This window comes from Corynebacterium sp. ACRPQ (genome assembly GCF_022347225.1).
Classification (GTDB): domain Bacteria; phylum Actinomycetota; class Actinomycetes; order Mycobacteriales; family Mycobacteriaceae; genus Corynebacterium; species Corynebacterium tuberculostearicum_D.
Map to the genome: position 1 here is coordinate 139,120 of NZ_JAKRNF010000001.1, position 25,871 is coordinate 164,990.

28 protein-coding genes and 1 tRNA gene are annotated in these 25,871 nt (G+C 58.2%); 15 read left to right on the forward strand and 14 right to left on the reverse strand.

Features of this window, described 5'->3' with window-relative positions; translation table 11 throughout:
• The first annotated feature begins 6 nt into the window (after positions 1-6).
• From MHY24_RS00665 to MHY24_RS00685, 5 genes are all read left to right on the forward strand, one after another.
• Positions 7-972 (forward strand): Ppx/GppA phosphatase family protein, encoded by a 966-nt coding sequence (locus MHY24_RS00665; protein WP_049379137.1) that lies wholly within the window; start codon positions 7-9, stop codon positions 970-972.
• A 40-nt stretch (positions 973-1,012) separates the two neighbouring features.
• Positions 1,013-1,089: transfer RNA gene (locus tag MHY24_RS00670), tRNA-Leu, on the forward strand.
• Positions 1,090-1,299: 210 nt separating this feature from the next.
• The gene (locus MHY24_RS00675) at positions 1,300-2,049 is read left to right on the forward strand and encodes a Bax inhibitor-1/YccA family protein (protein WP_239228006.1); all 750 of its coding nucleotides are present in this window, start codon (positions 1,300-1,302) and stop codon (positions 2,047-2,049) included.
• Positions 2,050-2,411: 362 nt separating this feature from the next.
• Positions 2,412-3,110: a hypothetical protein gene (locus MHY24_RS00680; RefSeq protein ID WP_239228007.1), complete on the forward strand. Its 699-nt coding sequence runs from the start codon at positions 2,412-2,414 to the stop codon at positions 3,108-3,110.
• Positions 3,111-3,418: 308 nt separating this feature from the next.
• Complete coding sequence (locus tag MHY24_RS00685) at positions 3,419-5,002, forward strand: hypothetical protein (protein ID WP_239228008.1); 1,584 nt, start codon at positions 3,419-3,421, stop codon at positions 5,000-5,002.
• Positions 5,003-5,047: 45 nt separating this feature from the next.
• Here the strand turns inward: MHY24_RS00685 and MHY24_RS00690 are convergent, their stop codons facing one another.
• The 3 genes from MHY24_RS00690 to MHY24_RS00700 form a co-directional block, all read right to left on the reverse strand.
• A complete protein-coding gene (locus MHY24_RS00690) occupies positions 5,048-5,326 on the reverse strand; it encodes a thiamine biosynthesis protein X (RefSeq protein ID WP_239192640.1) in 279 nt (92 codons plus the stop codon).
• A gap of 41 nt (positions 5,327-5,367) precedes the next feature.
• Entirely contained in the window at positions 5,368-5,889 is a 522-nt protein-coding gene (greA, locus tag MHY24_RS00695; protein ID WP_239228009.1) for a transcription elongation factor GreA, read from the reverse strand.
• Between the two features lie 120 nt (positions 5,890-6,009).
• On the reverse strand, positions 6,010-6,480 hold the full coding sequence (locus MHY24_RS00700; protein ID WP_239228010.1) for a DUF4307 domain-containing protein: 471 nt from the start codon (positions 6,478-6,480) through the stop codon (positions 6,010-6,012).
• Positions 6,481-6,575: 95 nt separating this feature from the next.
• On the opposite strand from MHY24_RS00700, the gene mca reads away from it, so the two are divergent.
• From mca to MHY24_RS00715, 3 genes are read left to right on the forward strand one after another with little or no spacing between them, the layout of a single operon-like run.
• Positions 6,576-7,466, forward strand: a complete 891-nt coding sequence (gene mca, locus MHY24_RS00705; protein ID WP_239228011.1) for a mycothiol conjugate amidase Mca — start codon at positions 6,576-6,578, stop codon at positions 7,464-7,466.
• Between the two features lie 3 nt (positions 7,467-7,469).
• Positions 7,470-7,781, forward strand: coding sequence for a hypothetical protein (locus MHY24_RS00710; RefSeq protein WP_204609642.1), 312 nt, complete (start codon positions 7,470-7,472; stop codon positions 7,779-7,781).
• Between the two features lie 18 nt (positions 7,782-7,799).
• Positions 7,800-8,570 (forward strand): isoprenyl transferase, encoded by a 771-nt coding sequence (locus MHY24_RS00715; RefSeq protein ID WP_269953294.1) that lies wholly within the window; start codon positions 7,800-7,802, stop codon positions 8,568-8,570.
• A gap of 3 nt (positions 8,571-8,573) precedes the next feature.
• Here MHY24_RS00715 and coaA read toward each other — a convergent pair whose 3' ends face one another.
• Positions 8,574-9,500: a type I pantothenate kinase gene (gene coaA / locus MHY24_RS00720; RefSeq protein ID WP_204609640.1), complete on the reverse strand. Its 927-nt coding sequence runs from the start codon at positions 9,498-9,500 to the stop codon at positions 8,574-8,576.
• A gap of 118 nt (positions 9,501-9,618) precedes the next feature.
• Between coaA and glyA the strand changes: the two genes are divergently transcribed.
• A complete protein-coding gene (glyA, locus tag MHY24_RS00725) occupies positions 9,619-10,902 on the forward strand; it encodes a serine hydroxymethyltransferase (RefSeq protein WP_005323605.1) in 1,284 nt (427 codons plus the stop codon).
• On the opposite strand, the gene MHY24_RS00730 is transcribed toward glyA, so the two are convergent.
• Positions 10,899-11,228 (reverse strand): DUF5997 family protein, encoded by a 330-nt coding sequence (locus tag MHY24_RS00730; RefSeq protein ID WP_023021891.1) that lies wholly within the window; start codon positions 11,226-11,228, stop codon positions 10,899-10,901. The two genes, glyA and MHY24_RS00730, sit on opposite strands and share 4 nt — an antisense overlap.
• Before the next feature lie 71 nt (positions 11,229-11,299).
• On the opposite strand from MHY24_RS00730, the gene MHY24_RS00735 reads away from it, so the two are divergent.
• From MHY24_RS00735 to MHY24_RS00750, 4 genes are all read left to right on the forward strand, one after another.
• A complete protein-coding gene (locus tag MHY24_RS00735; protein WP_239228012.1) occupies positions 11,300-11,974 on the forward strand; it encodes a LysR family transcriptional regulator substrate-binding protein in 675 nt (224 codons plus the stop codon).
• A gap of 146 nt (positions 11,975-12,120) precedes the next feature.
• Positions 12,121-12,762 carry an LGFP repeat-containing protein gene (locus MHY24_RS00740; protein ID WP_239228013.1) on the forward strand — a complete coding sequence of 214 codons (642 nt, stop codon included), beginning with the start codon at positions 12,121-12,123 and terminating at the stop codon, positions 12,760-12,762.
• 184 nt (positions 12,763-12,946) lie between these two features.
• A complete protein-coding gene (locus MHY24_RS00745) occupies positions 12,947-14,311 on the forward strand; it encodes a PhoH family protein (protein ID WP_239228014.1) in 1,365 nt (454 codons plus the stop codon).
• A 78-nt stretch (positions 14,312-14,389) separates the two neighbouring features.
• Positions 14,390-14,959 carry a GNAT family N-acetyltransferase gene (locus MHY24_RS00750; protein WP_239228015.1) on the forward strand — a complete coding sequence of 190 codons (570 nt, stop codon included), beginning with the start codon at positions 14,390-14,392 and terminating at the stop codon, positions 14,957-14,959.
• Positions 14,960-15,269: 310 nt separating this feature from the next.
• Here the strand turns inward: MHY24_RS00750 and MHY24_RS00755 are convergent, their stop codons facing one another.
• The 4 genes from MHY24_RS00755 to glpX all read right to left on the reverse strand — a co-directional run bounded on the left by MHY24_RS00755 (position 15,270) and on the right by glpX (position 20,129).
• Positions 15,270-16,838: an MDR family MFS transporter gene (locus tag MHY24_RS00755; RefSeq protein ID WP_239228016.1), complete on the reverse strand. Its 1,569-nt coding sequence runs from the start codon at positions 16,836-16,838 to the stop codon at positions 15,270-15,272.
• Positions 16,832-17,455 carry a TetR/AcrR family transcriptional regulator gene (locus MHY24_RS00760; protein ID WP_239228017.1) on the reverse strand — a complete coding sequence of 208 codons (624 nt, stop codon included), beginning with the start codon at positions 17,453-17,455 and terminating at the stop codon, positions 16,832-16,834. The genes MHY24_RS00755 and MHY24_RS00760 overlap by 7 nt, the downstream gene beginning before the upstream one ends.
• A gap of 174 nt (positions 17,456-17,629) precedes the next feature.
• The gene (locus MHY24_RS00765; RefSeq protein ID WP_239228018.1) at positions 17,630-19,030 is read right to left on the reverse strand and encodes a class II fumarate hydratase; all 1,401 of its coding nucleotides are present in this window, start codon (positions 19,028-19,030) and stop codon (positions 17,630-17,632) included.
• An 85-nt stretch (positions 19,031-19,115) separates the two neighbouring features.
• Positions 19,116-20,129, reverse strand: a complete 1,014-nt coding sequence (gene glpX, locus MHY24_RS00770; RefSeq protein ID WP_239228019.1) for a class II fructose-bisphosphatase — start codon at positions 20,127-20,129, stop codon at positions 19,116-19,118.
• Between the two features lie 188 nt (positions 20,130-20,317).
• Here glpX and MHY24_RS00775 point away from each other — a divergent pair, with 188 nt between their 5' ends.
• On the forward strand, positions 20,318-20,887 hold the full coding sequence (locus MHY24_RS00775) for a DUF4245 domain-containing protein (RefSeq protein ID WP_200435108.1): 570 nt from the start codon (positions 20,318-20,320) through the stop codon (positions 20,885-20,887).
• Here the strand turns inward: MHY24_RS00775 and MHY24_RS00780 are convergent.
• From MHY24_RS00780 to xseA, 3 genes are read right to left on the reverse strand one after another with little or no spacing between them, the layout of a single operon-like run.
• On the reverse strand, positions 20,871-21,239 hold the full coding sequence (locus MHY24_RS00780; RefSeq protein WP_239228020.1) for a hypothetical protein: 369 nt from the start codon (positions 21,237-21,239) through the stop codon (positions 20,871-20,873). The two genes, MHY24_RS00775 and MHY24_RS00780, sit on opposite strands and share 17 nt — an antisense overlap.
• Positions 21,239-21,508 (reverse strand): exodeoxyribonuclease VII small subunit, encoded by a 270-nt coding sequence (locus tag MHY24_RS00785; RefSeq protein ID WP_150851804.1) that lies wholly within the window; start codon positions 21,506-21,508, stop codon positions 21,239-21,241. Before MHY24_RS00785 ends, MHY24_RS00780 begins: the two co-directional genes overlap by 1 nt.
• 21 nt (positions 21,509-21,529) lie before the next feature.
• Positions 21,530-22,771, reverse strand: a complete 1,242-nt coding sequence (xseA, locus tag MHY24_RS00790; RefSeq protein ID WP_239228021.1) for an exodeoxyribonuclease VII large subunit — start codon at positions 22,769-22,771, stop codon at positions 21,530-21,532.
• Positions 22,772-22,912: 141 nt separating this feature from the next.
• Here xseA and MHY24_RS00795 point away from each other — a divergent pair, with 141 nt between their 5' ends.
• Positions 22,913-23,863: a 4-hydroxy-3-methylbut-2-enyl diphosphate reductase gene (locus tag MHY24_RS00795; RefSeq protein ID WP_239228022.1), complete on the forward strand. Its 951-nt coding sequence runs from the start codon at positions 22,913-22,915 to the stop codon at positions 23,861-23,863.
• Positions 23,864-23,928: 65 nt separating this feature from the next.
• Here the strand turns inward: MHY24_RS00795 and MHY24_RS00800 are convergent, their stop codons facing one another.
• Both MHY24_RS00800 and MHY24_RS00805 read right to left on the reverse strand, forming a co-directional pair.
• Positions 23,929-24,732 (reverse strand): DUF6542 domain-containing protein, encoded by an 804-nt coding sequence (locus tag MHY24_RS00800; RefSeq protein ID WP_239228023.1) that lies wholly within the window; start codon positions 24,730-24,732, stop codon positions 23,929-23,931.
• Between the two features lie 62 nt (positions 24,733-24,794).
• Entirely contained in the window at positions 24,795-25,865 is a 1,071-nt protein-coding gene (locus MHY24_RS00805) for a DNA recombination protein RmuC (protein ID WP_239228024.1), read from the reverse strand.
• Between the last annotated feature and the right edge of the window lie 6 nt (positions 25,866-25,871).

The following is a 25,871-nucleotide window of genomic DNA, read 5'->3' on the forward strand; positions in this document are numbered from 1 at the left end:
GCTGCTATGACTCGCGTTGCTGCGATTGATTGCGGTACGAATTCGATTCGCTTGCTCATCTCTGAGATTCAGGATGACGGCAAGGTCCGCGATATTACCCGCACCATGGAAATCATCCGCCTGGGAGAGGGAGTCGATGCCACTGGCGAAATTGCCCCTGCGGCCCTAGACCGCGCCCGCGTGGCCTTGGAAGGCTACGTACGCCAGATGAAGTTTGAGAAGGTCACCCGCGTGCGGATGGTCGCTACCTCCGCTACTCGCGATGCCAAGAATCAACAGGAATTCTTCGACATGACCGCTGAGTTGCTCGGCCAAATTCAGCCTGGCGCACAGGCCGAGGTCGTCTCGGGCGAGGAAGAGGCTCTGTTGTCCTTTAATGGCGCCGTGGCCGATGTGGAGCCAGACCGCGGGCCATTCTGTGTCATCGACCTGGGCGGCGGATCGACCGAGTTCGTCGTCGGCACGGCCGATGGCGATATCTTGGGCACCCACTCTGCCCGCATGGGGTGCGTCAGGCTAACCGAGCGCATTATGCGTACCGATCCGCCTACCGAGTCGGAGATTGAGATTGCTTCCGAGTACGTCGGCGAGCGCACGGCGGAAGTGGAGAAGATAGTACCTATTTCTAAGGCCCGTACCATCGTCGGTTGCGCAGGCACCTTCACCACTCTTTCCGCATTGGCTCAGGGCCTTGAGCGCTACGACGCCGATGCCATTCACGGGTCTGAGCTCCGCTTCGATGCCCTGCGCGTGCTTTTGCAGCAGCTAATTAGCCTGCCTTCCGACGTCCGCGCCCTCAACCCCGTCATTCACCCCGGCCGTGCCGACGTCATTGGCGGTGGGGCGGTAGCCGTCGAAGGCATCATGCAGCTTATCGAGCGCAATTGCGATGCGCGCAGCTTTTTCATCAGTGAAAAGGACATTCTCGACGGCATTATCGCTGGTCTGGCTGCTGAGGGTACCCCTCGTTAACTCCCGTAGGGTGGGGTGGCCTAAAATATTCCTTGCCCTTGCCCCCATAGCCCAATCGGCAGAGGCAGTCGACTTAAAATCGATTCAGTGTGGGTTCGAGTCCCACTGGGGGCACCATGTGAAGTCTCGAGACATCGTTCCGGTCGGTGTCTCGAGACTTTTCTAGTCAACAGGTCTCCACAGACTTTATGCGGAAGTTGCACACAAAACTTCTAGCTAAATGGAAAGAATGTGGAACTTTATGGGGTGGTGTCTCGTTGAATGGGGTGAGATAGCTAATTTGCACCTCTCTTAGAAAGGACAACCGTGCGTTCAAGCAATCCGGTAATGAGTTCTCTGACCGAAAATAGTAGCCGCCAAAACTCTGGTTATGAGGACGTATCTACTCGTCCCATGACCGTGGATGACGTAGTGACCAAGACGGGTATTACCCTCGGCGTTATCATCGTCGCCGCGGCCATCAACTTCGCCCTGGGAATGCTAGTAAGCCCGGGTATCGCTATGGCCTTGACTCTGGTCGGTGGTATCGGTGGCTTCATTACCGTGCTCGTTGCCTCTTTTGGCAAGAAGTGGGGTTCTGCTGCAGTCACCCTGATTTATGCCGTATTTGAAGGCCTATTTGTCGGTGGCTTCTCCTTGATGTTCGCCAACGTTAACTTCCAGGGCGAAGGCGGCATGGCCATCATTGGCCAAGCAATTGTCGGCACGATTGGTGTATTCATTGGCATGCTGATTGTGTACAAGACTGGCGCAGTGAAGGTGACTCCGAAGTTCACCAAGATCCTTTTCGGCCTGATTGCTGGCGTTGCTGTCATGGCTCTTGTTAACTTCTTGGGCGCGATTTTCTTTGACTTCAACCCACTGCGTGATGGTGGCCCGATTGCCATCATCTTCTCGCTCGTCTGCATCGTTCTTGGTGCCCTGTCCTTCCTGACTGACTTTGATCAGGCTGACCGCATGATCCGCGCCGGTGCTCCCGCTAAGAACGCATGGGGCGTAGCTCTCGGCCTCGCAGTTACCTTGGTCTGGCTCTACACTGAGATTCTCCGTCTGCTGAGCTATTTCCAGCGAGACTAATTGACTTTTTGTATTGGCCCGCACTTCGGTGCGGGCTTTTTTGTTGCCGAGAATCGCTTACAAACGTGTAATTTCTGGGGTAATCCTGGGGGATAAAGTGCGGGTTTAACCTTCATTTGGTCTACAAAACCACTCCCAGGACTGATACAGCTAATGAGCAGGAAACTTCGCCTTTTAGGCGTGATGGGTGTGACATATGGGACAAATAATTTTGTTAAATTGCCGTTAACGTTTGCGGTTGTGTAGAAAATTCTTGGAGTCTCATGCATGCTGTGTACCGGAACGGGAAATACGAAGTGAAAAGTTCTCTGTTTCACTCTTCCTGTTCCTCTCGTCAGGAAGTGAGTGCGCGAAGGATTGTTGTGAAGCGTCAGGTCACCGTAGCAACGTTGATGGTCAGCACCGTTATGCTGAGTAGCTGCGTTGCGGATATCGGCACGAGGAGCGCGTCAGAGGAGACCACCAAGGTGGGCGAGGCTGGCGGCATTAGTTCGACCGACGGTGCAGGGGGAGCCAACGGGGACCCGGGGGATGACGCGGAAGGCAATCAGGGGGAAACGGCACACACTAATGGCGGGAAGAATGCGGACGGCGCCGGCCAACCGGGGGAGGCCGGCGCCACGGGGTCGGGAGACACTTCCGGCGTTCTACCGCCACTGGGGGAATTCGATCCGGCTCAGCCAGGGTTCCGAGTATTCGATCCTTGTACAGAGGTTACGGAAGCTCAATTGCAGGAGCGGAAAATAGAACGATTTGGGGAGCCAGATTTTGTAGAGTCTGGTCACAAGGGGTGTAGTTATAAAGCATTTCCTGAGGGCACAGAATTTTCAATTACAGCATTCCGTGAGCAAGTGGATAGTAAACCCGAGCTGTTGGTTCAAATAAAAGAAGAGCAAGAGGCTGGGGTTGTCCTATCGCGGGGAGAAGTATTTTCCGATTCCATGTGTCGTGCTTCTGCATCGACAGTCCGGGGAGTTGTCACAATTACCGTAAGTGACTTTTCGTCGAATATAGACCAGATTTGTTATCGGGCTAACGAATTGTTTAATGAATTAATTTAACTTTTACTTTTGGGGGAAGTATGAAAGTAAATACTGAGAATTTGAGCCAGAATGCGCGCGGAATTCTTGACATCATCAGTACGGCCCAGAGCGTGGCAGCGGACACACAAAGTCCACTAAATAGAGGATTTACTAGTGTAAGTGGGTTGGACCATGTTGGCGATGTTCACGAAAGAGTCTTAACCACGGACCCTGGTTCTGCCTTGAAATCTTTGGAGAGCTTTGTAAAACAGCTGGAGTGGCTGTCTGATTCTTTGGGGCGGGAGGCCCGAGGGTTTCAGGCGCAGGAGGACGCGAATAGTCGGGGAATGGAGATCGCGGATGCGGGTGGGGATATCGGCATTGAGTCGATGCCGATTATGAACCAGCCGGAGCCGGGGTACAGCCCATTTGGGTTTTCCATGCCGGTGGTGAATGTCGGTACGGACATTGTGAAGCTGGCTACGGACCTGATGTCGACGCAGATTTGGAATGTGTCGGAGGCGAATGCGCGGTGGACCTCGTTGGCGTCGGAAGTCGACGATATCGTTAGCGGGTTGCAGGAAGCAGCTGGGTCGTTGGAAGGCGAGAACGACAGCGAAGCCACGTCGAGAGCGGCGGCCAAGATTAGGGAAGTGGCGGCGTCGGGAAGCCACTTTGTTGCAAATGCCAAGGTCATGGGGGAGAAACTGACCGGATTCCACGCCAAGCTGATGGGCATGCAGCCGACTGCGATGGCCATGGCGATGGAAGTGATGGCCATCCCGGAACCGGTTGAGCGCGAGATTGCGGAAAAGGCCGCATTGGCCGCGTTGCAACCTGACCTGCAGCGCTTCGCGGTAGAAGCAATGCCGTACCAGCACGCTTTGATGGAACAATCGCCGGCGTCGGGAGGCGGCGGTGTCGACGCGGGCCTTGCCGGAGTTGACGGTGATGGGCAGCGCTACACCACCGATGCCGTGGTATGGCCAAAGAAGATTGCGGAAGCGATAGCGCGCGGTGATTTGGGGCCGGGGAACTTCGACGTCGTCAATGGCAATGTGGACGGGCTAGAAGCAGTGGGGATGAGCCCACAAGAGATTAATGATTTTCACCAGCAGATGCATACTAGCGGCAGGAATGCGCTGGAAAGGCTTGGTCTGGGAGACCAAGTAGCCATCGGTGGGAATGAGGTGTCCACCCAAGGGGCGTCCGTGCCGAGTGTCGCTTCGGCTAACGGGGCGATGGGGCAGGTTCCTGGTGGTACAGCGCATCCGGTTGCCGCAGGAGCACATGCAGGCGCACTTAATAGCAGCGGTGCGATGGCACCGGTAGCTACAGCGCAATCCGCTACTTCTGGGATGGCGCCGATGATGGCAGCCGGACGGCCTGCGGACGCGGGCCGCGGCGTACTCGGCGGTCAGTCGCTACGAGGCGGAATTGGATCCGCTGCAGGAAATGTAGGTGGCGGCGCCGATGTGGTGCGCGCCGGAAGAGGAGCGCAGTCGGGCCTGCACCTTGCACGCGGAGCCGGGGCGCCCTACGCCGGTGTCGGTTCAGGCGTGCGCGCTGGCCATGGCAATGCACTCGGCGGCGGTTCTAGCATGCGTGCTGGTCTTGGCAGCGGTGCTGGAACCGGTGCTGGTGCGGGCATGCGGCCCGGCGTAGGTGGCAGCCTTGGTCATGGAACAGGCGGCGGTGAAAGTGCCGCGGCAGCGCGCGGTGGCAATGCAGGCCGCTCCACCGGAGGGGCGCGAGCCTATGGTCCAATGATGGGGATGCGCGGAGGCAAAGACAGTGAGAAAAAGCGCGTAAAGTCCGTCACCACGCAGGTGGAACGGGATCCAAATAAGCGCGACCTCTTGGGAGAGCCGCCTGCTGTCGTACCCGGTGTCATCGGGGATTGGGTGCGGGAAGTGGACCCAGAAAAATAGCATGAAAAAAGGGCCGAGGAAATCCCTCGGCCCTTCAAGCCCTTATTACTGCTGTGGCAGCTCGGTGGCGGTACCGTTCAAATGCGGCTGCGCTGGCTCTTCTGGAACACCGGACTCGACTACAGGTGCTTCCTCTTCAATAACGGTTTCGGGTGCGGAAGAGCTGGTCTCAGCGTCCTTCTGCATCGGGGCCTCACCGGTGAAGGTGGAGGCATTTTCTACCTTGGAATCAGAATCCTGCTGGTTCGGTGGGTGGCAAGCAGCGAGGGAGAGGCCAGCAGTGAAGACCAGGCCAGCGGCGGCGAAACGGGAGAACTTCTTCATGGGGATGTGCTCTTTCTCCAGAGTGGTAAGTGGTTAAAAGTTTAGGACTCGCGTGGTGCAGCGGCCTTAGCAGAATCATACGGCGCTGCGGACTCGATGGTGACCGAAATGGTCTTGCCATTCGGAGCGGTGTACTCGCGGGTCTCGCCCTCTTGTGCGCCAATGATGGCAGCGCCCAGCGGGGACTGCTCGGAATAGGTTTCTAGGTCCTTGTTATCGGAAGCAGCGGCGCGGGTACCGATGAGGAAGGTCTCCTTATCGTCCTTGTCACCGTTGTAGTAAACGTGAACTACGGAACCGGTGTGGGCAACGCCCTCCTGAACAGCACCGCGCTCGGTGGTGGCATTCGCAAGAACCTCAGAAATCTGCTTAATGCGGGCCTCTTCCTGGTCCTGCATCTCACGTGCGGCGTCGTAACCGGCGTTCTCTTTGAGGTCGCCTTCCTCACGGCGCTCGTTGATTTCAGCCGCGACTACTGGGCGGTGGTCGATGAGCTCTTGCAGCTCGGCCTCGAGCTTCGCCTTGGTCTCTGGGGTGATGTACTGCTTTTGCTGCTCAGCCATTCTGCAACCTTCCGTAGATAGGAATTGTGGTCAAAGCCCCTGCTAATCCCTGGGGCTATAGGTAAAAGTGGAACTGGGCATATATCCAGTTCTAGGCGCTACAAATCCTAGCACACGCGGCTAGCGGCTTTCCGCGTAGTCAGGGTTATCCATATCCAAGTATTCGGGGATATTGCCGGAACAACCATAGGCCCCGCCAGCTACGGCACGAGCGTTGGTTGGGACGTCGACAGCGATGCGCTGGGTTTCGTTTCCGCCCGCGGGAACAGGGAATTCACGGCGGCCTACTTCGGCCTTGGAATAGTCATAGGCTTGGACAATGCAGTAGGCATCTTCATCGGTGTGATTGCGGGTGACATCGACCCAAACGCGGGTGGAATCATCGCTCAAAACCTCCTGGGTCACGATGGACACCTGTGCGTTCACCCGCTCCTTTTCCTGGAAATACCGGAAGCCGAAGAAAATAAGTGCAATAAAAATGGCGACAAAGATAAGCACCAGCGCCTTATTAGTCCAGCTACCAGAGTTCTTTTCAGAGGAGCCGCGGGAGCCGTAGCGGGCGGCTGAGCGAGAGTTTCCGGCGGAAGTCATGGCTTCCACTCTAGTCGAGGACCATGGTTTTCCAATTATCTACTAGGATAATCATCTGTTCAAAGAACCTAGATTAATAAGGGGATGGATTTTCAGTGAGCGATTTTCGCCTACTAGCTATCCACGCGCACCCAGACGATGAATCTTCCAAGGGTGCCGCAACCACCGCGCGCTATGCCGCAGAAGGCAATGAGGTTTTGGTGCTGACCTGTACCGGTGGTGAGCGCGGCGATGTGATTAACCCTGCCATGGACCGTCCGGAAATCAAGGAAAAGATGGGCGAGGTCCGCCGGGAAGAAATGGCTAACGCTGCGCGGGCACTGGGCGTACAACATCGCTGGCTGGGCCACGTTGATTCCGGATTGCCGGACCCGGTTGAAGGCAAGACTATGGAGGAATTGCTGCCGGAGGGCTGTTTCGCGTTGCTGGGAGATGACACCGTCGCGCAGGAATACGTCCAGGTTATCCGTGAATTTCGACCACACGTCATTGTCACCTATGACGAAAATGGTGGCTACCCGCACCCAGACCATTTGATGGTGCACCGGGCTTCTATGATCGCGTGGGAGAAGGCAGGCGATGCCGCGTACCACCCAGAGCGGGGTAAGCCGTGGGAGCCGCTGAAGCTGTACTACTCGCACGGCTTCGTCTACCAGCGCATGAAGATGTTCCATGATTTGCTATTAGAAGAGGGGAATACCAGCCCCTATGGGCCGATGCTGGCGCGCTGGGACACCACTTTTGGCGATATCATGGCGCGTGTAACCACCCAGGTGGAATGCGCGGATTACTTCAGCAATCGCGAGGAGGCCTTGCGGGCGCACGCCACGCAGATCGATCCGGCGGGTGCCTTCTTGGCGACGTCGGTGGAGGTACAGCAGCGCCTTTGGCCCACCGAGGAGTTTGAACTGGCGAAGACCCGCGTTTCTACCTCCCTGCCAGAAAATGACCTTTTTGCCGGCATCGAAGAGAAAGAGGAGGCCTAAGACATGAGCATGTATGGCTCTTTCGTTCTGGCCGCACATGACGTATTTGTACTAGCCCAAGGAACCGAGGGCGCCGAAGGTGGCCCAATGGGCCCTGAATTTGGCAAAGCTTCGCCCATCGGTCTACTGATCTTGGCGCTTATGGGAGTTGCGGTGCTGTTTGCAGGCTGGAATTTCCATCGCCGTTACTCACGCTTTCGTCGTCGCATGATGTTTGCGGAGGATCACGGAATCGATCCGTTCGATGAGGAAGCCGTGGATGAGGCGATGAAGGAAGCCGGCATTTACGATAACCGCAAGAAGTCCATTTTCTAGGCGGATAGACTGATGAGCGTGAGTTCTCTCAAGCAGCTGGCTTACCCAGCTTATGAAGCGCGGCTGGCGCGCCTGATCAAGGGCAAGCCGCAGCCTAAGCACATCGCCATTATGGCCGATGGCAATCGTCGGTGGGCGCGTGAGGCTGGTTTCACCGATATCAGCCATGGTCACCGCCAAGGTGCGAAGAAAATCGGAGAGATGATTTCGTGGTGCCGCGATACCGATATCGAAGTGGTCACCATTTATTTGCTGTCCACGGAGAATCTGAAGCGCAGCGAGCAGGAAGTAGAGCTGCTCTTTGACATTATCTCGGATGTGGTCACGCACCTATCCCATAGCGACGTCGGCTGTCAGGTGCGCTTGGTCGGCCACCTCGATCTACTCCCGGATGATATTCGCCAGCGCATGGTGACGGCGGCAGCGGAAACCAAGGACAATACGGGTGTCATCGTCAATGTGGCGGTGGGCTATGGCGGGCGCCAAGAAATTGTGGACGCCGTGCAGAACTTGGTGCGTGCGGAAGCAGAGAAGGGAACTACCGCAGCTGAGATGGCGGACCGCGTCACCGCAGAATCCATTGGGGAGCACCTGTACACCAAGGGTCTTCCGGACCCAGATTTGGTTATCCGCACTTCTGGTGAACAACGCCTGTCGGGCTTTCTGCTGTGGCAGGCCGCGTACTCCGAAATCTGGTTTACGGATACTTACTGGCCTGCATTCCGCAAGGTGGATTTCCTTCGCGCCTTGCGGGATTACTCCCAACGTTCGCGCCGCTTTGGCAAATAGGCTCTAGAGCTTGCGCATTCGCACCTGTTCTACCAGGTGATGCGAGCCCTTTTTCAGCACGAGGGAGGCTCGCACACGGGTGGGCAGGATATTTTCCACCAAGTTCGGCAGGTTAATGGACTGCCAAATTTCGCGGGCTTGGGCGCGGGCTTCCTCATCGTTCATGTCTGCGAAGGAAGAGAAGTGGGCGTTGGGCTCGCGGAAAGCGGTGTGGCGCAGAGTAAGGAAGCGGTCGATATACCACTGCTCGATATCGTCGGTGCGGGCATCAACGTAGACCGAGAAATCAAAGAGGTCCGCCACGGTCAACGTGGGGCTCGTTTGTAGCACGTTGAGCCCTTCCAGGATGAGGATGTCGGGCTGGTGAACTTCTTGGTACTCACCGTCCACAATGTCATAGGTGATGTGGGAATAAAGCGGTGCCTTGACAAATGGCTTTCCTGATTTTACGTCTGTGACAAAGCGGAGGAGTGCGCGCCGGTCATAGGATTCCGGAAATCCCTTGCGCTGCATGAGGCCGCGTTCCTTGAGAGTCTTGGTGGGGAAGAGGAAGCCGTCGGTTGTCACGAGCGCCACCTTGGGGTGGGATTCCCAGCGTTGCAGCAGCACCTGCAGGAGACGGGCGGTGGTGGATTTTCCCACTGCCACGGAGCCGGCCACACCGATGACAAAGGGAACGTGCGTCGGAGGATTGCCTAAGAAGGATTCGGTAGCCGTGGTGAGCTGCTGGCGTGCCATGACCTGCATATGGATGAGGCGAGAGAGGGGAAGGTAGACATCAGCTACCTCGTCTAGGTCGATGCGGTCTCCTAGGCCGCGAAGCTTTTCCACCTCGGTTTCCGTGAGCACCTGAGGCATGGATTTACGCAGTTCACGCCAGGTCTCGCGGTCAAAATCTAGGTAAGGACTCGAATCCAATGTGCGCGCCATGGCTCTATTGTCGCACTTGCATAATCCGTGGGTAAAAGTATGCCCCCTAAGGGTGCATGGCACGATAAGATATGCAGCATCCCATACCGCTTGATTTTGAGAAGGGGACCACACCTTTATGGCTTCTTTTACCTCTGACCTCCGCGACCTCGATCCGGACGTATTCGGCGCAATTCAGGGAGAGATTTCCCGCCAGCGCGAAACCCTGGAAATGATCGCTTCTGAGAACTTTGTGCCTCGCGCCGTGCTCCAGGCACAGGGCTCCGTGCTCACTAACAAGTACGCCGAGGGCTACCCGGGTCGCCGTTACTACGGTGGCTGCGAGCATGTCGACGTCGTGGAGGACCTAGCCCGCAACCGCGCTAAGGAACTCTTTGGTGCGGAATTCGCCAACGTTCAGCCGCACTCCGGTGCGCAGGCGAACGCAGCGGTGCTTTCCACCATCGCTGAGCCGGGCGACAAGATTTTGGGCCTGTCCCTGGCACACGGCGGCCACCTCACCCACGGCATGAAGTTGAACTTCTCTGGCAAGCTTTATGATGTCGCTGCCTATGAGGTGGATCCAGAGACCATGCGTGTGGACATGGATAAGCTGCGCGAGCAGGCGCTGAAGGAAAAGCCGAAGGTGATTATCGGCGGCTGGTCTGCCTACCCGCGCACCATGGATTTCGCGGCCTTCCGTGAAATCGCTGATGAGGTCGGCGCTTACCTGTGGGTAGATATGGCCCACTTTGCTGGTCTCGTGGCAGCCGGCCTGCACCCGAGCCCAGTGCCTCACGCGGATATCGTGTCCACCACCGTGCACAAGACCCTGGGCGGCCCGCGCTCCGGCATGATTCTGGCCAAGCAGGATTATGCCAAGAAGATCAATTCCAACGTCTTCCCGGGCCAGCAGGGCGGACCGCTGATGCACGTGGTCGCTGCCAAGGCCATTGCTATGAAGATTGCTGCTACCGAGGAATTCAAGGAGCGCCAGGAGCGCACCTTGGAGGGTGCTCGCATTCTGGCAGAGCGCCTTACCGCAGATGATGCCAAGGCGGCTGGCGTGGACGTGCTGACCGGCGGCACCGATGTGCACTTGGTCTTGGCGGACCTGCGCAATTCCGAATTGGATGGACAGCAGGCAGAGGATCTGCTGCACGAGGTAGGCATTACCGTTAACCGCAATGCCGTGCCGAATGACCCGCGTCCACCGATGGTCACCTCTGGCCTTCGCATTGGTACCTCTGCGCTGGCAACCCGCGGCCTCGACGCCGAGGCCTTCACCGAGGTTGCAGATATTATCGGCACCGCCCTGGTCCAGGGCAAGAATGCCGATGTGGAGGCCCTGCGTGCTCGCGTGGACAAGATTGCCCAGCACTACCCGCTGTATGAGGGCCTCGAGGACTGGAAGCTGGTTTAGTCCTTCACCTCATGGCCACGGGCCTGCGCCATGGTAGCGCGGGCCTGCTGGAGCCATTCCGGCTGCTCTTGGAGGAGCTGATTGATTTCCGCTGTGGTCAGCGGCTTATCCATATCGTTCTTCTTGAGCGCGGTAACAGAGATTCCCAGCTTATGGGCAACCTCGGGGCGGGGGTGAGGCCCTTCGCGGCGCAAGGTTTGGAGCCACTCGGGCGGATTATGCTGCAATTCGCGCAGCTCTTCGTGGCTAATGGCACTATTTTGGAACTCGTCCGGCGCGGCGGGTAGGTAGATGCCTAGCTTCTTCGCCGCGGTTTGGGCACGCATAGCGGTGCCGGATGGTTGCTTTTGTTCTTCAGTCACGCTTTTACCGTAGCACTTTCAGTAGACTGTCCTCTATGCTGCGCTTAGCTTTTGCCACCGGCACAGAGCCTGGAAAGTGGTTCCGCCGATTCGAGGAAAATACTGCTCATGGTGGCTTGTACACCGTTGATGCGGACGATGCGCTTGCCCCGCTGGTAGCCGGCGAGGTGGACCTAGCTCTTGCGCGCTTGCCGGATGCGCGGGTGGATGACACCTTTCATGTGGTGCGACTTTATAAAGAGGCCCCTGGCATTGCCGTTCCCAAAGACTCGGTCTATGCGGAGGTGGGCGAGGAGCTTGCGCTTGCCGACGTCGCCGATGAACACCTCAACTACCGCCTCGCCGATTCCGGGCTTGTCGATGTCCCCGCCGTCCGCGACGCCTTGCAGGTAGTGGCGGCCAATGTGGGTATCGCGATTGCGCCGCGGCCCCTGCTGAAGGTCCTGAGTAAAAAGCAGGTGGTGCCGTTGGGCCTTAAGGACGAGTCCGTGCCGGTGACGGAGATTGCATTGGTGTGGCGCAAGGACGATGACGGGGAAGCAATTCAGGACTTCGTGGGCGTCGCTAAGGGCCGCACGGCCCGTTCCTCCCGCCAAGAGAAGCCGAAACGCAGCGCCAGGGAAAAGGCGAAGGCGAAGCAAGCGCGGAGAAACGTTAACAATTCGTTACACAAGAAAAAGAAGGCCCCTAAGCAGCGCAAACGTAGGTAGGCCTTTACTGTTTGCTGTCTACTTCCTGTCTGAGCGGGTGGTGCCAGCTGGGAGTCGTCGTTACGGTGGGCTTTGTTCGTCATAAAGGACGATTTAACAATAATTTTAGAATTAACTTACTTTCTCGATGAAAGGATGATGCAGTAATGCAGAAGATGACCCGTCGTATCGCAGGTGGCTTTGCAGCCGCAACCCTGTCCGTAGCTCTCGTAGCATGCTCCGATGCTGAGGATGCAGCTAACGACGCTAAGGATTCCGCCGGCTCCGTAGCTGCAGACGCTACCGACGCTGCTGGCTCCGCTGCTGCTGAGGCTACTTCCAATGATGACGCTGATGACGCGGACGATTCTGAGGATGCAGAAGCATCTGACTCTGAAGATGCCGACGACAAGGATGATGCTGACGACAAGGGCGGCGCTACCAAGTCCATCGCTACCGCTAACGGTGACGTAGATGTTCCGGCTGATTTCGCTTCCGCTATTGAAGAGAAGAAGGCTGAGTGGGGCGACGTAAAGAGCATCGAGCAGGGTGACGACGATGAGTTCCTCGCTAACTTCGATAACGGCAACATGCTGACCTTCGGCGACGATGAGGGCGCTCAGCCTATCGTCGGCAAGATTGCTGAAACCTGGAAGGAGCAGGGCGGCTTGGACTCTGAGGTAGGCCTGCCTAAGGCTGCTGAGGAAAAGGCTGCTCAGGGCAAGGGCTGGACCCAGCAGTTCGACGATGGCGTAATCTCCTGGATCCAGGACGAGAGCGGCAAGTTCACCTCCTCCGTAGAGAAGTAAAAAGCTACTTTAGAGCTTTTCCCTCTGCAGCATGTGCTGCGGAGGGATTTTTCGTTTTCTTAATGTTCATCTTGCACCCATGTAATTTCAACCTTCGGTGCCTACTTTGGGTGGCAACCCCGGGGATTCGGGGTGATTCGGAAGAAGTCTGATCTACCGCACACTAAGGGAGAACCCTGCCATCATGTCTCGTCCCTCTGTACTTTCTACTCCGCTTGCCACTACTGATAACACCGTCGCTACCAAGACCTATGTAGTGGATACCTCGGTCTTGCTGTCTGACCCTTGGGCCCTGCGCAAATTTGCAGAACACGATGTGGTCCTTCCCGTTGTAGTTATTTCTGAACTGGAAGGAAAGCGTCATCACCCAGAGCTTGGCTGGTTCGCCCGCCAAGCTCTTCGCTTTTTGGAGGAGCTGCGCGCTACCTATGAGGCCTTAGACCAGCCGGTGCCCGTCAATGTGGATGGCGGCACCCTGCGCGTGGAATTGAACCATCAAGACCAATCCTTGCTGCCTACCGCGTTCCGCGGGCCAGAAGGCGACCACCGCATCTTGGCGTGCGCTCTCAACCTTGCGCACGAAGGGAAGGACACCGTGCTGGTCACGAAGGACGTGCCGCTGCGCGTGAAGGCCGGTGCAGTTGGTGTGCAGGCGGATGAGTATCACGCCCAGGACGTAGTCTTGACCGGCTATACCGGAATGGCGACGGTGCAAACCAGCTCGGATGTCATCGATGCCCTCTATCGTGATGGGGAAGTCATGCTAGACGGCGTCGAAACGGAAAAGGGCACCGCCGTTGAGGATCTACCGGTGCACTGCGGCTTGACCTTGGCTGCGGGCGCGCAATCCGCGCTGGGTCGGATGACTGCGGATGGCGTGGTCGAGCTTGTACGTGGTGATATCAATGCCTTTGGCCTCCAGGGACGCTCCGCGGAGCAGCGTATTGCTTTGGACCTGCTGATGGACCCAAACGTAGGAATTGTCTCCATCGGTGGCCGTGCCGGCACCGGCAAGTCGGCACTCGCCCTGTGTGCCGGCTTGGAGGCAGTGCTCGAGCGTGGTGAGCACCGCCGCATTGTGGTCTTCCGTCCGATGTATGCGGTGGGCGGACAGTCCCTGGGATACCTACCGGGTACCGAATCGGACAAGATGAACCCGTGGGCGCAGGCGGTCTATGACACCTTGGAGGGCTTGGTGTCTGACAACGTCATGGAAGAGGTGCACGAACGCGGCCTCATCGAGGTCTTGCCGCTAACGCATATTCGCGGTCGCTCGCTGCATGATGCTTTTGTCATCGTGGACGAGGCGCAGTCCTTGGAACGAAACGTCCTGCTTACTGTGCTTTCCCGGTTGGGGAAGGGCTCGCGAGTAGTTCTTACTCACGATGTGGCGCAGCGCGATAACCTTCGCGTGGGCCGGCACGACGGAGTCCAAGCAGTGATTGAAAAGCTCAAGGGGCACGAGCTTTTTGCACATATTACTCTGCAACGTTCTGAGCGCTCGGCCATTGCGGAGCTCGTTACTGACCTATTGGAAGGCGGCAACTAGGCCAAGTTCGTTCGCGTTGGGTGATCTTTATGTGTACAGCGTGGCGAAGCTGGGCATGTCCCAGTAATAATGTTGTATATGAGCGAGAACGCCAAGCAGACGTCTTCGGACGACAAGAAGAAAGATTTCCGCATCCGCCCCTTCACCGCGGCGGATTACCCGCAGATGCGAGAGATCTATGAACAGGGGCTCAATACTGGGCACGCTACCTATGAGACCCGATCCCTGACCTTTGAAGAATTCAAAGCCGGCAAGATCATGCCTTCGGTGTATGTGGCCGTTGAAGCAGATGATGATTCAAAGGTCCTGGGGTGGGTTTCTGCGGCCCCTGTATCTACCCGCACCGTCTTCCACGGAGTAGTGGAGGATTCCATCTACCTAGGCACCGAGGCGCAGGGCCGCGGTATCGGCGGCGCACTTTTGGACCGCCTGATTGAGGTGTGTCAAGACCTGCACAAGTGGGCCATCCACTCATGGATTTTCCCTGAAAATGCAGGTTCTGCGGGGCTGCATAAGTCGCGCGGCTTCGTGAAAGTGGGTACCTACTCGCACATGGCAAAGATGACCTACGGCGAGCTTGCGGGCCAGTGGCGCGATACCGACGTATATGAGCTGCTTTTGCCCAAGCCGGAGGAAAAGAAGCGGTAGCTTCCCCGGCGCATACTAGCCCCTGCTCGTACCACACTCGTGGTAACGATGGCAGGGGCTTTTTGTTTAGGCCTTAGAACCAGGGGAGCGGCAATAAAAATGCCCCGCCTAGGGCGGGGCATATCGGTCCACCGTGCGCGCGGGCTTGCGCCACACCTCGATGGGATCGGCCTGGATTTGCAACGCCGCTTGGAGGGCGCCGGGGCATATCCAAGGGCGGATTCTATGGGGGCGTCGGCAAGCGGGAGTGCATCGCGCAGGGCGTGCAGCTCCTGGCTAGTGGCCTGTATTTCTGCAGGTGAAGGTGATATTAGTCAATCGTTTCCTTCAGTCGTTCCTCGCGCAGTGGCAGGAGGAGGATGAGGGCGACGATAACCAGCGGAACCATGAGGGCGATGACCGGGGTCAGTCCGTCATTGTAGGAGTTGAGGATGGCTTCCTCGATGGGCTTGGGGAAGGATGCAACCAAATCCGGGGTGAGGCTATTGGCACCGCCATTGGCATCGCCAAACTTCTCCGCGTAGGCAGCACCCTCCGGGCCCATCTTCTGGAAAGCCTCAGGCATGCGGGTGGCCATCTCATCCTTCATATTGTGGATGAACATGGAGCCGACCAGGGAAGCGCCGAGGGCGGAGCCGATCTGGCGGAAGAAGTTATTCGCCGCGGTAGCCGTACCCACCTGGGACAGTGGGAAGGAGTTCTGGACGATGAGCACGAGGACCTGGATAACCATGCCCAGACCGATGCCGAAGACGAGGAATTCGCAGCCCAGCTGCTTCAGGGAAGTCTCTACGGAGAGGTGGGACATCCAGAACAGGGCGCCGGCGGTAATCGCCAGGCCGATGATGGGGTAGACCTTGTAGTGGCCGGTGCGGGCGATAATGAAGCCTACGCCGGTGGAGGTGCCGATAAGGCCCACCATCATCGGGATCATCATGAGACCCGCCTTGGTTGGGGTCAGGGTGTGCACCATCTGCAGGTAGGTAGGCATGTAGCCCAGAACACCGAACATTGCCAGGCCAAGTACCACGCCGGAGAGGGTGGTCAGGGCCATGTTGCGGTTCTTGAACAGGCGAACCGGGATGAGCGGTTCCTTGGCGCGCAGTTCCATCAGGACGGTGATGATGGCGCCGATGATGGTGATGGCACCCAAGGTGAGGATCATGGAAGAGCCCCACTCGTACTCGGTGCCGCCCCAGGTGGTCATGAGGATAAGGGAAGCGGTGGTGATGGCGATGAAGGTAGCACCAAGCCAGTCAAAGCGCTTCATATCGGCATCGCCTACGCGCAGGTGCAGCACTAGGGTGCACACGATAATGGCGAGGATGCCCAGCGGGATATTCATCCACATGCCCCAGCGCCAGCCTGGGCCGTCGGTGAACCAGCCGCCGAGGACGGGGCCGAGAACGGAGGACAGGCCGAAGACGCCGCCCATGATGCCCATGAACTTGCCGCGCTCACGGGAGGAGGTGACCTCGGCGATGATGGACTGGGAGGAAATCATCATAAAACCTGCGCCGAAGCCCTGCACAGCGCGGGCGATGATCAGCAGCGTCATGGAGTTAGCAAAGCCGCCGAGGGTAGAGCCCACGACGAAGATGGCGATACCGCCGATGTAGAGCCACTTGCGGCCCAGCATGTCACCCAGCTTGCCGGAAATGGGCATGGCGATGGTCATGGTGACAAGGAAGGCGGAGATGACCCAGCTCATGTGGTCGACGCCGCCCAGCTCACCAACGATGGTTGGAAGAGCAGAAGAGAAGATCATTTGGCCCAAAGAGCTCATCAGCATGGTGAGCATCAAAGCCGAGAAAATGAGCCCGAGGTTATCGGCTCGGGACTGACCCTGCGAAGGGGCCTTTGCGGCCGTATCTACCATCGCATTCCTTTCATAAAATCTGTTATTAGCGTGAGGGAAGTATCGAGTCGCGCGTCGAGGTCTTCGCTGCAATCTGCATCGGGGGATGCCATCGCGAGCCAAAGTGCCTCGCGGACGAGGCTGGCGATGAGCATCGCCTCGGTGCTCGAGGAGCAGCTATCGAGGACGCGAAGTTCCGGTTCTGAGGTGAGGCGTTTTTCAATGAGGTCGATAAGCTCAACGGATTTTGCCCGTTTCCGGCTTATTGCCGCCGCGGCCGCATCCGGATCATTAGAGATGCGCTTGCGGCGGTCCCGGATGGTCGGGTTGATGTGGTGGCCTTCCATATGCTGCCTGACCAACTGGAGGACGAGTCCTACCATGCTGGTCGTTGGCTCCGTGAGGAAGAATTCCCGCATCTCCTCCGTAAACTCGGTGCTCGGGGCGCCCAGTACGGCGGATTCTTTGGAATCGAAATAATTGAAGAAAGTGCGCCGAGAAATACTGGCTACTTCGCAGATCCTCTCAATCGTGACCGCGCTAAAGGATTGTTCATCCACCAGTTTCGTGGCGGCATCCTCAATGCGCAGGCGAGTCTCGAGGCGCTTCTGCTCGCGTAGTGATAATTCTTCTTGCACGCCATGCAACTTTACACTCGGTGCAAACTTGCACCAAGTGCAAAAGTGGTGACTTTAGAGGTGCGTTTCCCCTAATGTGTGCTAAGCCATAGCGCTTGCCGACGCCCCCCTTACCCCAGACATGCGAAACCCCGCCCGAGTCCTGCCCGGGCGGGGTGGCGGTGCGGCGATTACTTAGAAGTTATCGCGGTCGCGGTTGGTCATGCTCAGCACGTTGAGGCGCTTATCCAGCTCCTCCTCGGTGAGGTTTTCGCCGTCGACGAAGCCCAAGTCAATAACGGCCTGGCGGACGGTGATCTTCTCGTGCAGGGCGTGCTTTGCCGCCTTGGCTGCGTTCTCGTAGCCGATGGCAGAGTTGAGCGGGGTCACGATGGAGGTGGACGACTCCGCAAAGTGCTTCATGCGCTCCTCGTTGGCCTCGATGTGATCGATGCACTTATCGGCGAAGACGCGGGAAGCATTTGCCAGCAGGCGAGCGGACTCGAGTACGTTGCGCGCCATCATCGGGATGAAGACGTTGAGCTCGAAGTGGCCCTGGGCGCCGCCGAAGGCTACGGCGGCGTCGTTGCCTACCACCTGGCCCGCTACCATGGTGACAGCCTCCGGAATAACCGGGTTGACCTTACCCGGCATGATGGAGGAACCCGGCTGCAGGTCCTTCAGGTGAATCTCGGCCAGGCCGGTCAGCGGGCCGGAGCCCATCATGCGCAGGTCATTGGCAATCTTATTGAGGGATACAGCAATCGAGCGCATGGCGCCGGAGAATTCCACCAAGCCATCGCGGGCAGCCTGTGCCTCGAAGTGATTTTCTGCTTCCTTCAGTTCCTTCACACCGGTGAGCTTCTTAAGCTCCTCGGTCACCTTGGCGCCGAAGTCAGCGGAGGTATTCAGGCCGGTACCGGTGGCGGTGCCGCCGATGGCCAGCTCACCCAGACGCGGCAGGGTGGCCTCAATGCGTTCGATGCCCAGCTCGATCTGGCGGGCGTAGCCGCCGAATTCCTGGCCCAGGGTAACCGGGGTGGCATCCATCAGGTGGGTGCGGCCGGCCTTGACCACATCAGCGAATTCCTTGGCCTTCTTGGTCAAGGACTCGTGGAGGACCTTCAGGCCCGGGATGAGGTCATTAACGGCAGCTTCCGTAGCAGCCACGTGCGTAGCGGTGGGGAAGGTGTCATTGGAAGACTGGCCCATGTTCACGTGGTCATTCGGGTGAATTTCCACGCCATTGTTATGTGCCAAGGAGGCGATGACCTCATTGGTGTTCATATTGGACGAGGTGCCGGAACCGGTCTGGAAAACGTCGATAGGGAAGGCATCGTTATGCTTGCCCTCGGCGATTTCGGTAGCAGCGGCAATAATGGCATCGGCCTTATCTGCATCCAGCTTGCCGGAATCCTTATTTACCTGGGCGCAGGCTGCTTTGAGCAGGCCAAGAGCGCGAATCTGCGCATTTTCCAGGCCACGGCCGGAGATAGGGAAGTTGTCCACTGCGCGCTGGGTCTGTGCACGCCACAGGGCATCTGCAGGAACCTTAACTTCGCCCATGGTGTCATGTTCAATGCGGTATTCAGTCATGTGAAGATCACCTCAGTTAAATGGGTAGTGTGTGCTTTCCAGTATGGCGGAGAACTACAAGAAGGGCCGCCTTCGGGGGTGAACCCTAGTTTTTGGTCGGGGTGGTGTAATCCACTACGGAATACTCCTGCAGCTTAGATAGCTTATGGATGGAGTCGATGTAGCGGATGGTGCCGGACTTAGAACGCATAACCAGCGAGCGGGTCGTAGCGCCGGAATTGCGGTAGGAAACACCGCGCAGCATGTCACCATTGGTCACGCCGGTGGCAGCGAAGTAGCAGTTTTCGGAGGAGACCAAGTCAGTGGTCTTGAGAACGCGGTCCAAATCATGGCCGGCTGCACGGGCCTTTTCTGCTTCCTCTTCATCCTTCGGCCACAGCTTGCCCTGGATTTCGCCGCCCATGCAGCGCATAGCGCAGGCGGTGATGATGCCTTCTGGAGTGCCGCCGATGCCCATCATCATGTCGATGGAGTTCGAATCCTGGCAGGTGGCGATGGCGCCGGCTACGTCACCATCCATGATGAGGCGTACCTTGGCGCCAGCGGCGCGAATTTCAGAGATGAGCTGTTCGTGACGAGGACGGTCAAGGACCACCACCGTCAGATCGGAGGGGCGAATATTCTTCGCCTTTGCCACGGACTGGATATTCCATTCCACGGACTCGTTGATATCGATAGCGCCAACTGCCTCGGGGCCAACGGCAATCTTTTCCATGTAGAAGACTGCGGAAGGGTCATACATGGTTCCGCGTTCGGCAGCCGCAATGACGGAGATGGCGTTGGGGCGTCCTTCTGCCATCAAACGGGTACCGTCGACTGGGTCTACGGCGATATCCATGGCGGCACCCTCGCCGGTGCCTACCTCTTCGCCGTTAAAGAGCATGGGGGCCTCATCCTTTTCGCCCTCACCAATGACAACGACGCCGTTCATCGCTACGGAATTGATGAGCTTGCGCATGGCGTCGACCGCCGCGCCATCGCCCTCATTCTTCTGGCCGCGGCCTACCCAACGGCCGGAAGCGAGTGCTGCTGCCTCGGTGACACGAACCAGTTCCATTGCCAGGTTGCGGTCAGGAAGATAAGACGTATTTTCGGACATGTGTAGTGGTTGCCTTCCATAGTTTTCTCATCGAGGGGTGTTCCCCTTGATGCTCTACCTTTCCATTCTCGCACTTTTTTGCTCTAATGGGTTCGATTTTGCGCCCCATTTGTGGGGGATTGACAGATCTTTCGGAGCAAAAGGGGCCGTGTGGCTTTTTGAAAGCAGGCCGTGCGATACTAAGGCGCGTGGCTGCAGAAGAAAGACCAAAGATTTTTGAAGGCGCGAAGGATATTTCCCTGTCCCTCGCCGTCGTGGTGATTATGATGCTGCTCGCCGTGGGAGCGACCGGCCTGTGCTCAATTAACTCCGAAACCCAGCAGGGAGCGGTGCAGGAAGTGGATGAACAAACCTTCCTAGACACCCAGGCTCGCGCAGGGGTCGGTGCTATTCGCAATCCCGAAATGCCGGAGGGCTGGGAGGCCAATGCTGCCCGCCGCGTAGATATGGGCGGCGAGAATGCCACCGTGGTCAGCTGGGTGACCGCTGACCAAGGGTTTGTGGAGTCTACACAAACGCAGGTCGCGGCCGATAAGGCAGGCGAGGCGTACGATGCCAACTACCGCGGCATTGAATCCGCCCGCGAGGTCAAGGGCCACCAAGTGCGGGTGCTAGAAAGCGACGATGATTCCGTGCGCCGCCTGTGGGTTACGGATTTGGGCGATGCCCGCCTCATCATTTCCGGCGCCGCGGACGACAGTGACTTTGAGGCTGCTACCGCTGCGTTTATCGACGCCGCACCTATAGCCGAAAAATAACCTCGCCCAAGCCTTCTTCCGCGGCGGTGGCGCTAAGACCGTCGCCGGCCTGGGCAATAACCTCCGCCAAAGCCTCCGCATCCAGGCCGCTGAGGCGTGTCTTTCCTACAAAGACATCGATGCGCTCACGCTGCGAGCGCTGCGGATAAACGGCGATTTCGCGTACTTTGTCGTCCGTAAAGCGCAGCACCACGGATCGGGAGAAGTAGCTCACCTCATTATCGTCGCGGGTGTGTGCAGGACCGAAGAATTCTTCTACGAAATCTCGGGAATCTCCCGCCATGATGGAACCGGCGGCCGCGGATTTCGACACAAAATCCACGCGCTCGCCTGGATAACCATAGATCTGCACTACTCGTCTCCTTCAGCGTCTGCGTCCTCGGCCTTATCGAGCGCGTCTTCCACACGCTTCGCCGCGCCGTCGAGGTGCGACTCGCACGCACGGGCAAGGGCCTCGCCGCGCTCCCAATACTTTAGCGACTCATCCAAGCCCATCTGCCCAAGCTCGAGAATCTTCACGGTCTCAATAAGCTCATCGCGGGCTTGCTCATAGCTCAATTCTTCTACTGGGGTAAAAGCATCCTGGCCTGGCTGGCCGGTACCAATGGTGTCATCGGACATGATTTTCTCCTCGGTTGGTGATTAATCGGCGGCCTGGGAGGCCATAGAAACTGCGGTAATAGATCCATCGCCCACTCGAATGCGCAGTTGAGCGCCAGGCGGGGATTGCTTATAAGAGGTGACAACCTCGGGCCCGGAACCGTCCTTGGGCACTACTTGGACAATGGAGTATCCGCGGGCGAGAGTCGCCGACGGTCCCAACGCCGATACGCGGGCGCGCAGCGATTCAACGTGTCGGGTTTCCCGCTCCACCATGACTTCAATTTCTCGCCGCATGGTAGCGCGGGTTCGCTCCACCTCTTCGCGGCGCGCACGGATAGGGGTCATCGGGTCTGCCATGACAGGCCGGGAACGAATATTGTCGAGGCCGCGACGTTCCCTTTCCACCCAGCCGCGCAGCGCGGCCGCCATGCGAGAGCGAGCCTCTGCGACGATGGCGCGTTCCTCGGCCACAGAGGGCACGACGCGCTTGGCGGCGTCGGTAGGCGTCGCAGCGCGCAGGTCGGCGACGTTATCGAGCACCGGGCTGTCCGGCTCATGGCCAATGGCAGAGACTACCGGGGTGCCGGCCGCAGCCACTGCGCGTTGCAGTGCTTCTTCCGAGAAAGGCAGCAGATCTTCCACGGAGCCGCCGCCACGGGCGATGATGATGACGTCGACTTCAGGATCCGCATCAAGCTGCTGGAGCGCATCAATAACCTCAGGCACGGTATTCGCACCCTGGACCGCGGTATTGAGGACGCGGAACTGCACCGCTGGCCAGCGGTCATGGGCTACCGCCATCACATCCCGCTCTGCAGCCGAGCCGCGTCCGGTAATCAGCCCAATTTTGTGTGGCAGGTAGGGGAGGGGCCGCTTGCGTGCGGGATCGAAAAGGCCTTCAGTAGCCAGCTGTTGGCGCAGCTTTTCAATACGAGCGAGCAGATCGCCAATGCCTACATGACGAATTTCGGTGGTCCACAGTGAAAAGGACCCGCGTCCCGCGTAAAAGGCTGGCTTGCCATGGACAATGACGCGGTCGCCGTCTTTCAGCGGTGCTGACAATGACTGCAACATCGATGATGGGCAAGTCAATTGCACGGACTTTTCCTGCTGTACGTCACGCAGAGTGAGGTAGGACAGCTTCCAGGTGGGCTTGAAGTTAATTTGGGTCAACTGACCCTCTACCCACAGGTAACCCAGGCGCTCGATCCAGCCCTTGACTTGGTCATTGACCTTGCCAACGGGCCAGGGAGTATCCGGAGTATTTGCCGGTTGATTCACACAGCCTCCCTTTCTTCAGTCTGCCGTGTTCTTCCGTCTAGTTTAGGGGCCAGCGCGGTCTATTGCCCCGCTCGGGGTAGCCAGAAAGGTGACGTTAGGCCCCACTATTGTTTTGCGTAGTGTTTCGATACTCTGGGAGCCATGACTGATGGTAAAAATGTTCTCCTCGCGGCCCCGCGCGGATACTGCGCAGGCGTGGACCGCGCGGTCGAGACCGTAGAAAAGGCGCTGGAAAAGTACGGCGCGCCCATTTATGTACGCAAACAAATCGTGCACAACCGTTACGTCGTAGAATCTCTGGCAGACCGCGGCGTCATCTTCGTCGACGAGGCCTCTGAGGCACCAGAAGGCGCCCACCTAGTCTTCTCCGCCCACGGTATTTCCCCTGCCGTGCGCGCAGAAGCAACGCAGCGCAAGCAGCTTACTTTGGATGCCACCTGCCCATTGGTAACCAAGGTGCATAAGGAAGCCCAGCGCTTCCAGCGCGATGGCTACCACATCCTCTTGGTTGGCCACGAAGGCCACGAAGAAGTAGAAGGCACTGCCGGCGAAGCACCTGAGGTCACCCACCTCGTGGACGGTGTCGAGGGCGTCGCCAAGCTGCCAGATTTCTTGCAGGATGAGAAGCTTATTTGGCTGTCCCAGACCACGCTATCGGTGGATGAGACCATCACCATTGTCAATAAGCTGCGCGAGCGCTTCCCACACCTGGAGAACCCGCCTTCAGACGATATTTGCTACGCCACCCAAAACCGCCAAGAATCCGTCAAGGCCATTGCGCCACAGTGCGACCTGATGATTGTGGTGGGCTCTAAGAACTCCTCCAACTCGGTGCGCTTGGTTGAGGTGGCGCTGGAGGCAGGCGCCAAGGCTTCCCACCTCGTGGATTTTGCCAAGGAAATCGACGAATCTTGGTTGGAAGACGTCCAGACCGTCGGCGTAACCTGCGGTGCTTCGGTACCTGAGTTGCTGGTACGCGAAGTACTGGAGTTCCTAGACGAGCGCGGTTATAGCGACGTAGAGCAGGTAACTACCTCTACCGAGACGATTACCTTCGCCCTGCCGCGCGACCTGCGCCCAGCACGCACCTAAGTAGCGTTCGCCTATACGGCGGTGAAAACGAAAGAAAGGCCCGGAAACGGGCCTTTCTTTTTGCTTTAATCCTCGTCGTAGAGGTTATCGTCCCAGCCTTGCTTAGGCTGTTCCTTCTCCTGCTGAGACGCCGGGACGGAATCGCCAGCGCGCCGGGCTGGATCCGGGCGCAGCGGATTGTCGCGTTCCTCTTGTTGCATTCGGCGGCGCTCTTCACGGTCGCGCCCACGCAGGCGATCCTTTGGCGCTGGGCGTGACTTCTTTAACGTGTGCGAGGCGCGGGCGCGCTGCGGTGCGGCTTGAGACTGCTTGGAGTTCTTTGCCGGCTTATCGCGCGCCATCAAGTCTGCAACCGATAGGCGTTCCTCGCGGTTGCGTCGGTCTTGTTCGGCGTCGGCACGGCGGGAAGCGGTTTCCATTTCGGCGGTGCGCTTGGCCGTCTTGCGATAGCGTGCCCAGCGCAGCCAGGCGATGATTGCCGCACCCACGAAGGCAATGAGGAGCCACAGGAACCTCTGGACAAGGGGGAACGCCGCGGTGACGATCGCCGTCTTGGAAAACGCCGATGCGCCGTCTGGCAAGTTGGCCTTGGTGATAAAGAAACCGGCCACGCCCACCGTTATGGCATACACAATGGGGATAGAAGCCACGGTGAGGAAGAGGCCGCGTTCTTCTACGATGAGCGCCACCAGCAGCGAGCCGATGACAAGGAACGCGAGGTAAGCCCACCCGATGGAACCCATCAGGATGGAAATCAACGCGCCCGTGAGCAAGAGTGCCGCGAGCAGCCCAAGGCCCTTGCCCAGCGTGATGCTGGGGAGACCGGAGCTTTGGGCGGCGGAGGACTTTCTTTGCTTGGCTTGTGACACGTCGGAAGATCCTACCGGTTGCCGCCGGCCCATGGCTATTTCCACGCACGAAAGCGGCGGATTTATAGTGCCGAATTCCCGCGCGGCCAGGTATCAATAGGCAAGGGCTCCCGCGGGGTGCGATCCGTGCGGCCGGGGATATCCATCTCATGCAATTTGCGGGCGGTCACGCCCACGCGGGAATCAAGCGAAGAAAGCGTGGCATTATAAGCCTCGACTGCTTTCTCCAGGTTATGGCCCACCTTGCTGTAGTGATCAGAAAGCGTATTCAGGCGCGTATACAGTTCGCGCCCTAAGCGCTGGACCTCCTTAGCCTTGGCGGAGATATCTTCTTGGTGCCAGCCCATGGCCACCGTGCGCAAGAGGGCAAAAAGCGAGCTGGGGGTGGCAATGACTACATTGCGTTCAAAGGCGTACTCGATAAGTTCTGGATCCACCGATAGCGCGGCATCAAGGAAGGGGTCTGCGGGAACGAAGAGGATGACGAACTCGGGCGTTGGTTGAAACGCCTCAATGTAGTCCTTCTGCGATAGTGCTTGGACGTGGCCGCGCATTAAATGCGCGTGGCGGCGGAGGAAGCCGGCGTGTTCTTCCGGGTCATCGGTTTCTAGGGCGTCAAGGTAAGAGGTAAAAGGAACCTTGGCATCGACGATGATGTGGCGGCCACCGGCCAAATTGATGAGCATGTCAGGGCGGACGATGCGCCCGCCTAATGGGGCGGAGACCTGGCAATCAAAGTCCACGTGTTTGGTCATACCGCCTAGCTCCACCACGCGCTCTAATTGCACCTCGCCCCAACGGCCACGCACATTGGGTGAGCGCAAAGCGGTTACTAGTTTGTCGGTGCGTTCGGTCAGGCGGGAGGAGGTGCGGGTCACCGCCTGCACCTGGCTGGAGAGGGAGGCGAGCAGCGCGGTGCGGTCTTCCTCAATTTCTTGGAGCTGAAATCCCAAGCGGTCCATGGCCTTTTCTAGCGGTTGGAGTTCGGCTTGGCGGCGCTGCGAGTCTTGTAGCGCGCGGTGCTCGGCGCTCGGCGCGGAGCGCGTAGCGGAGTAAGAATGGGCCAGCCAGCCCATTACCGCGCCGAGGATGAGGCCGATAAAAAGTAGCAGCACGGGCAAAGTGGAAGTCATGACTTC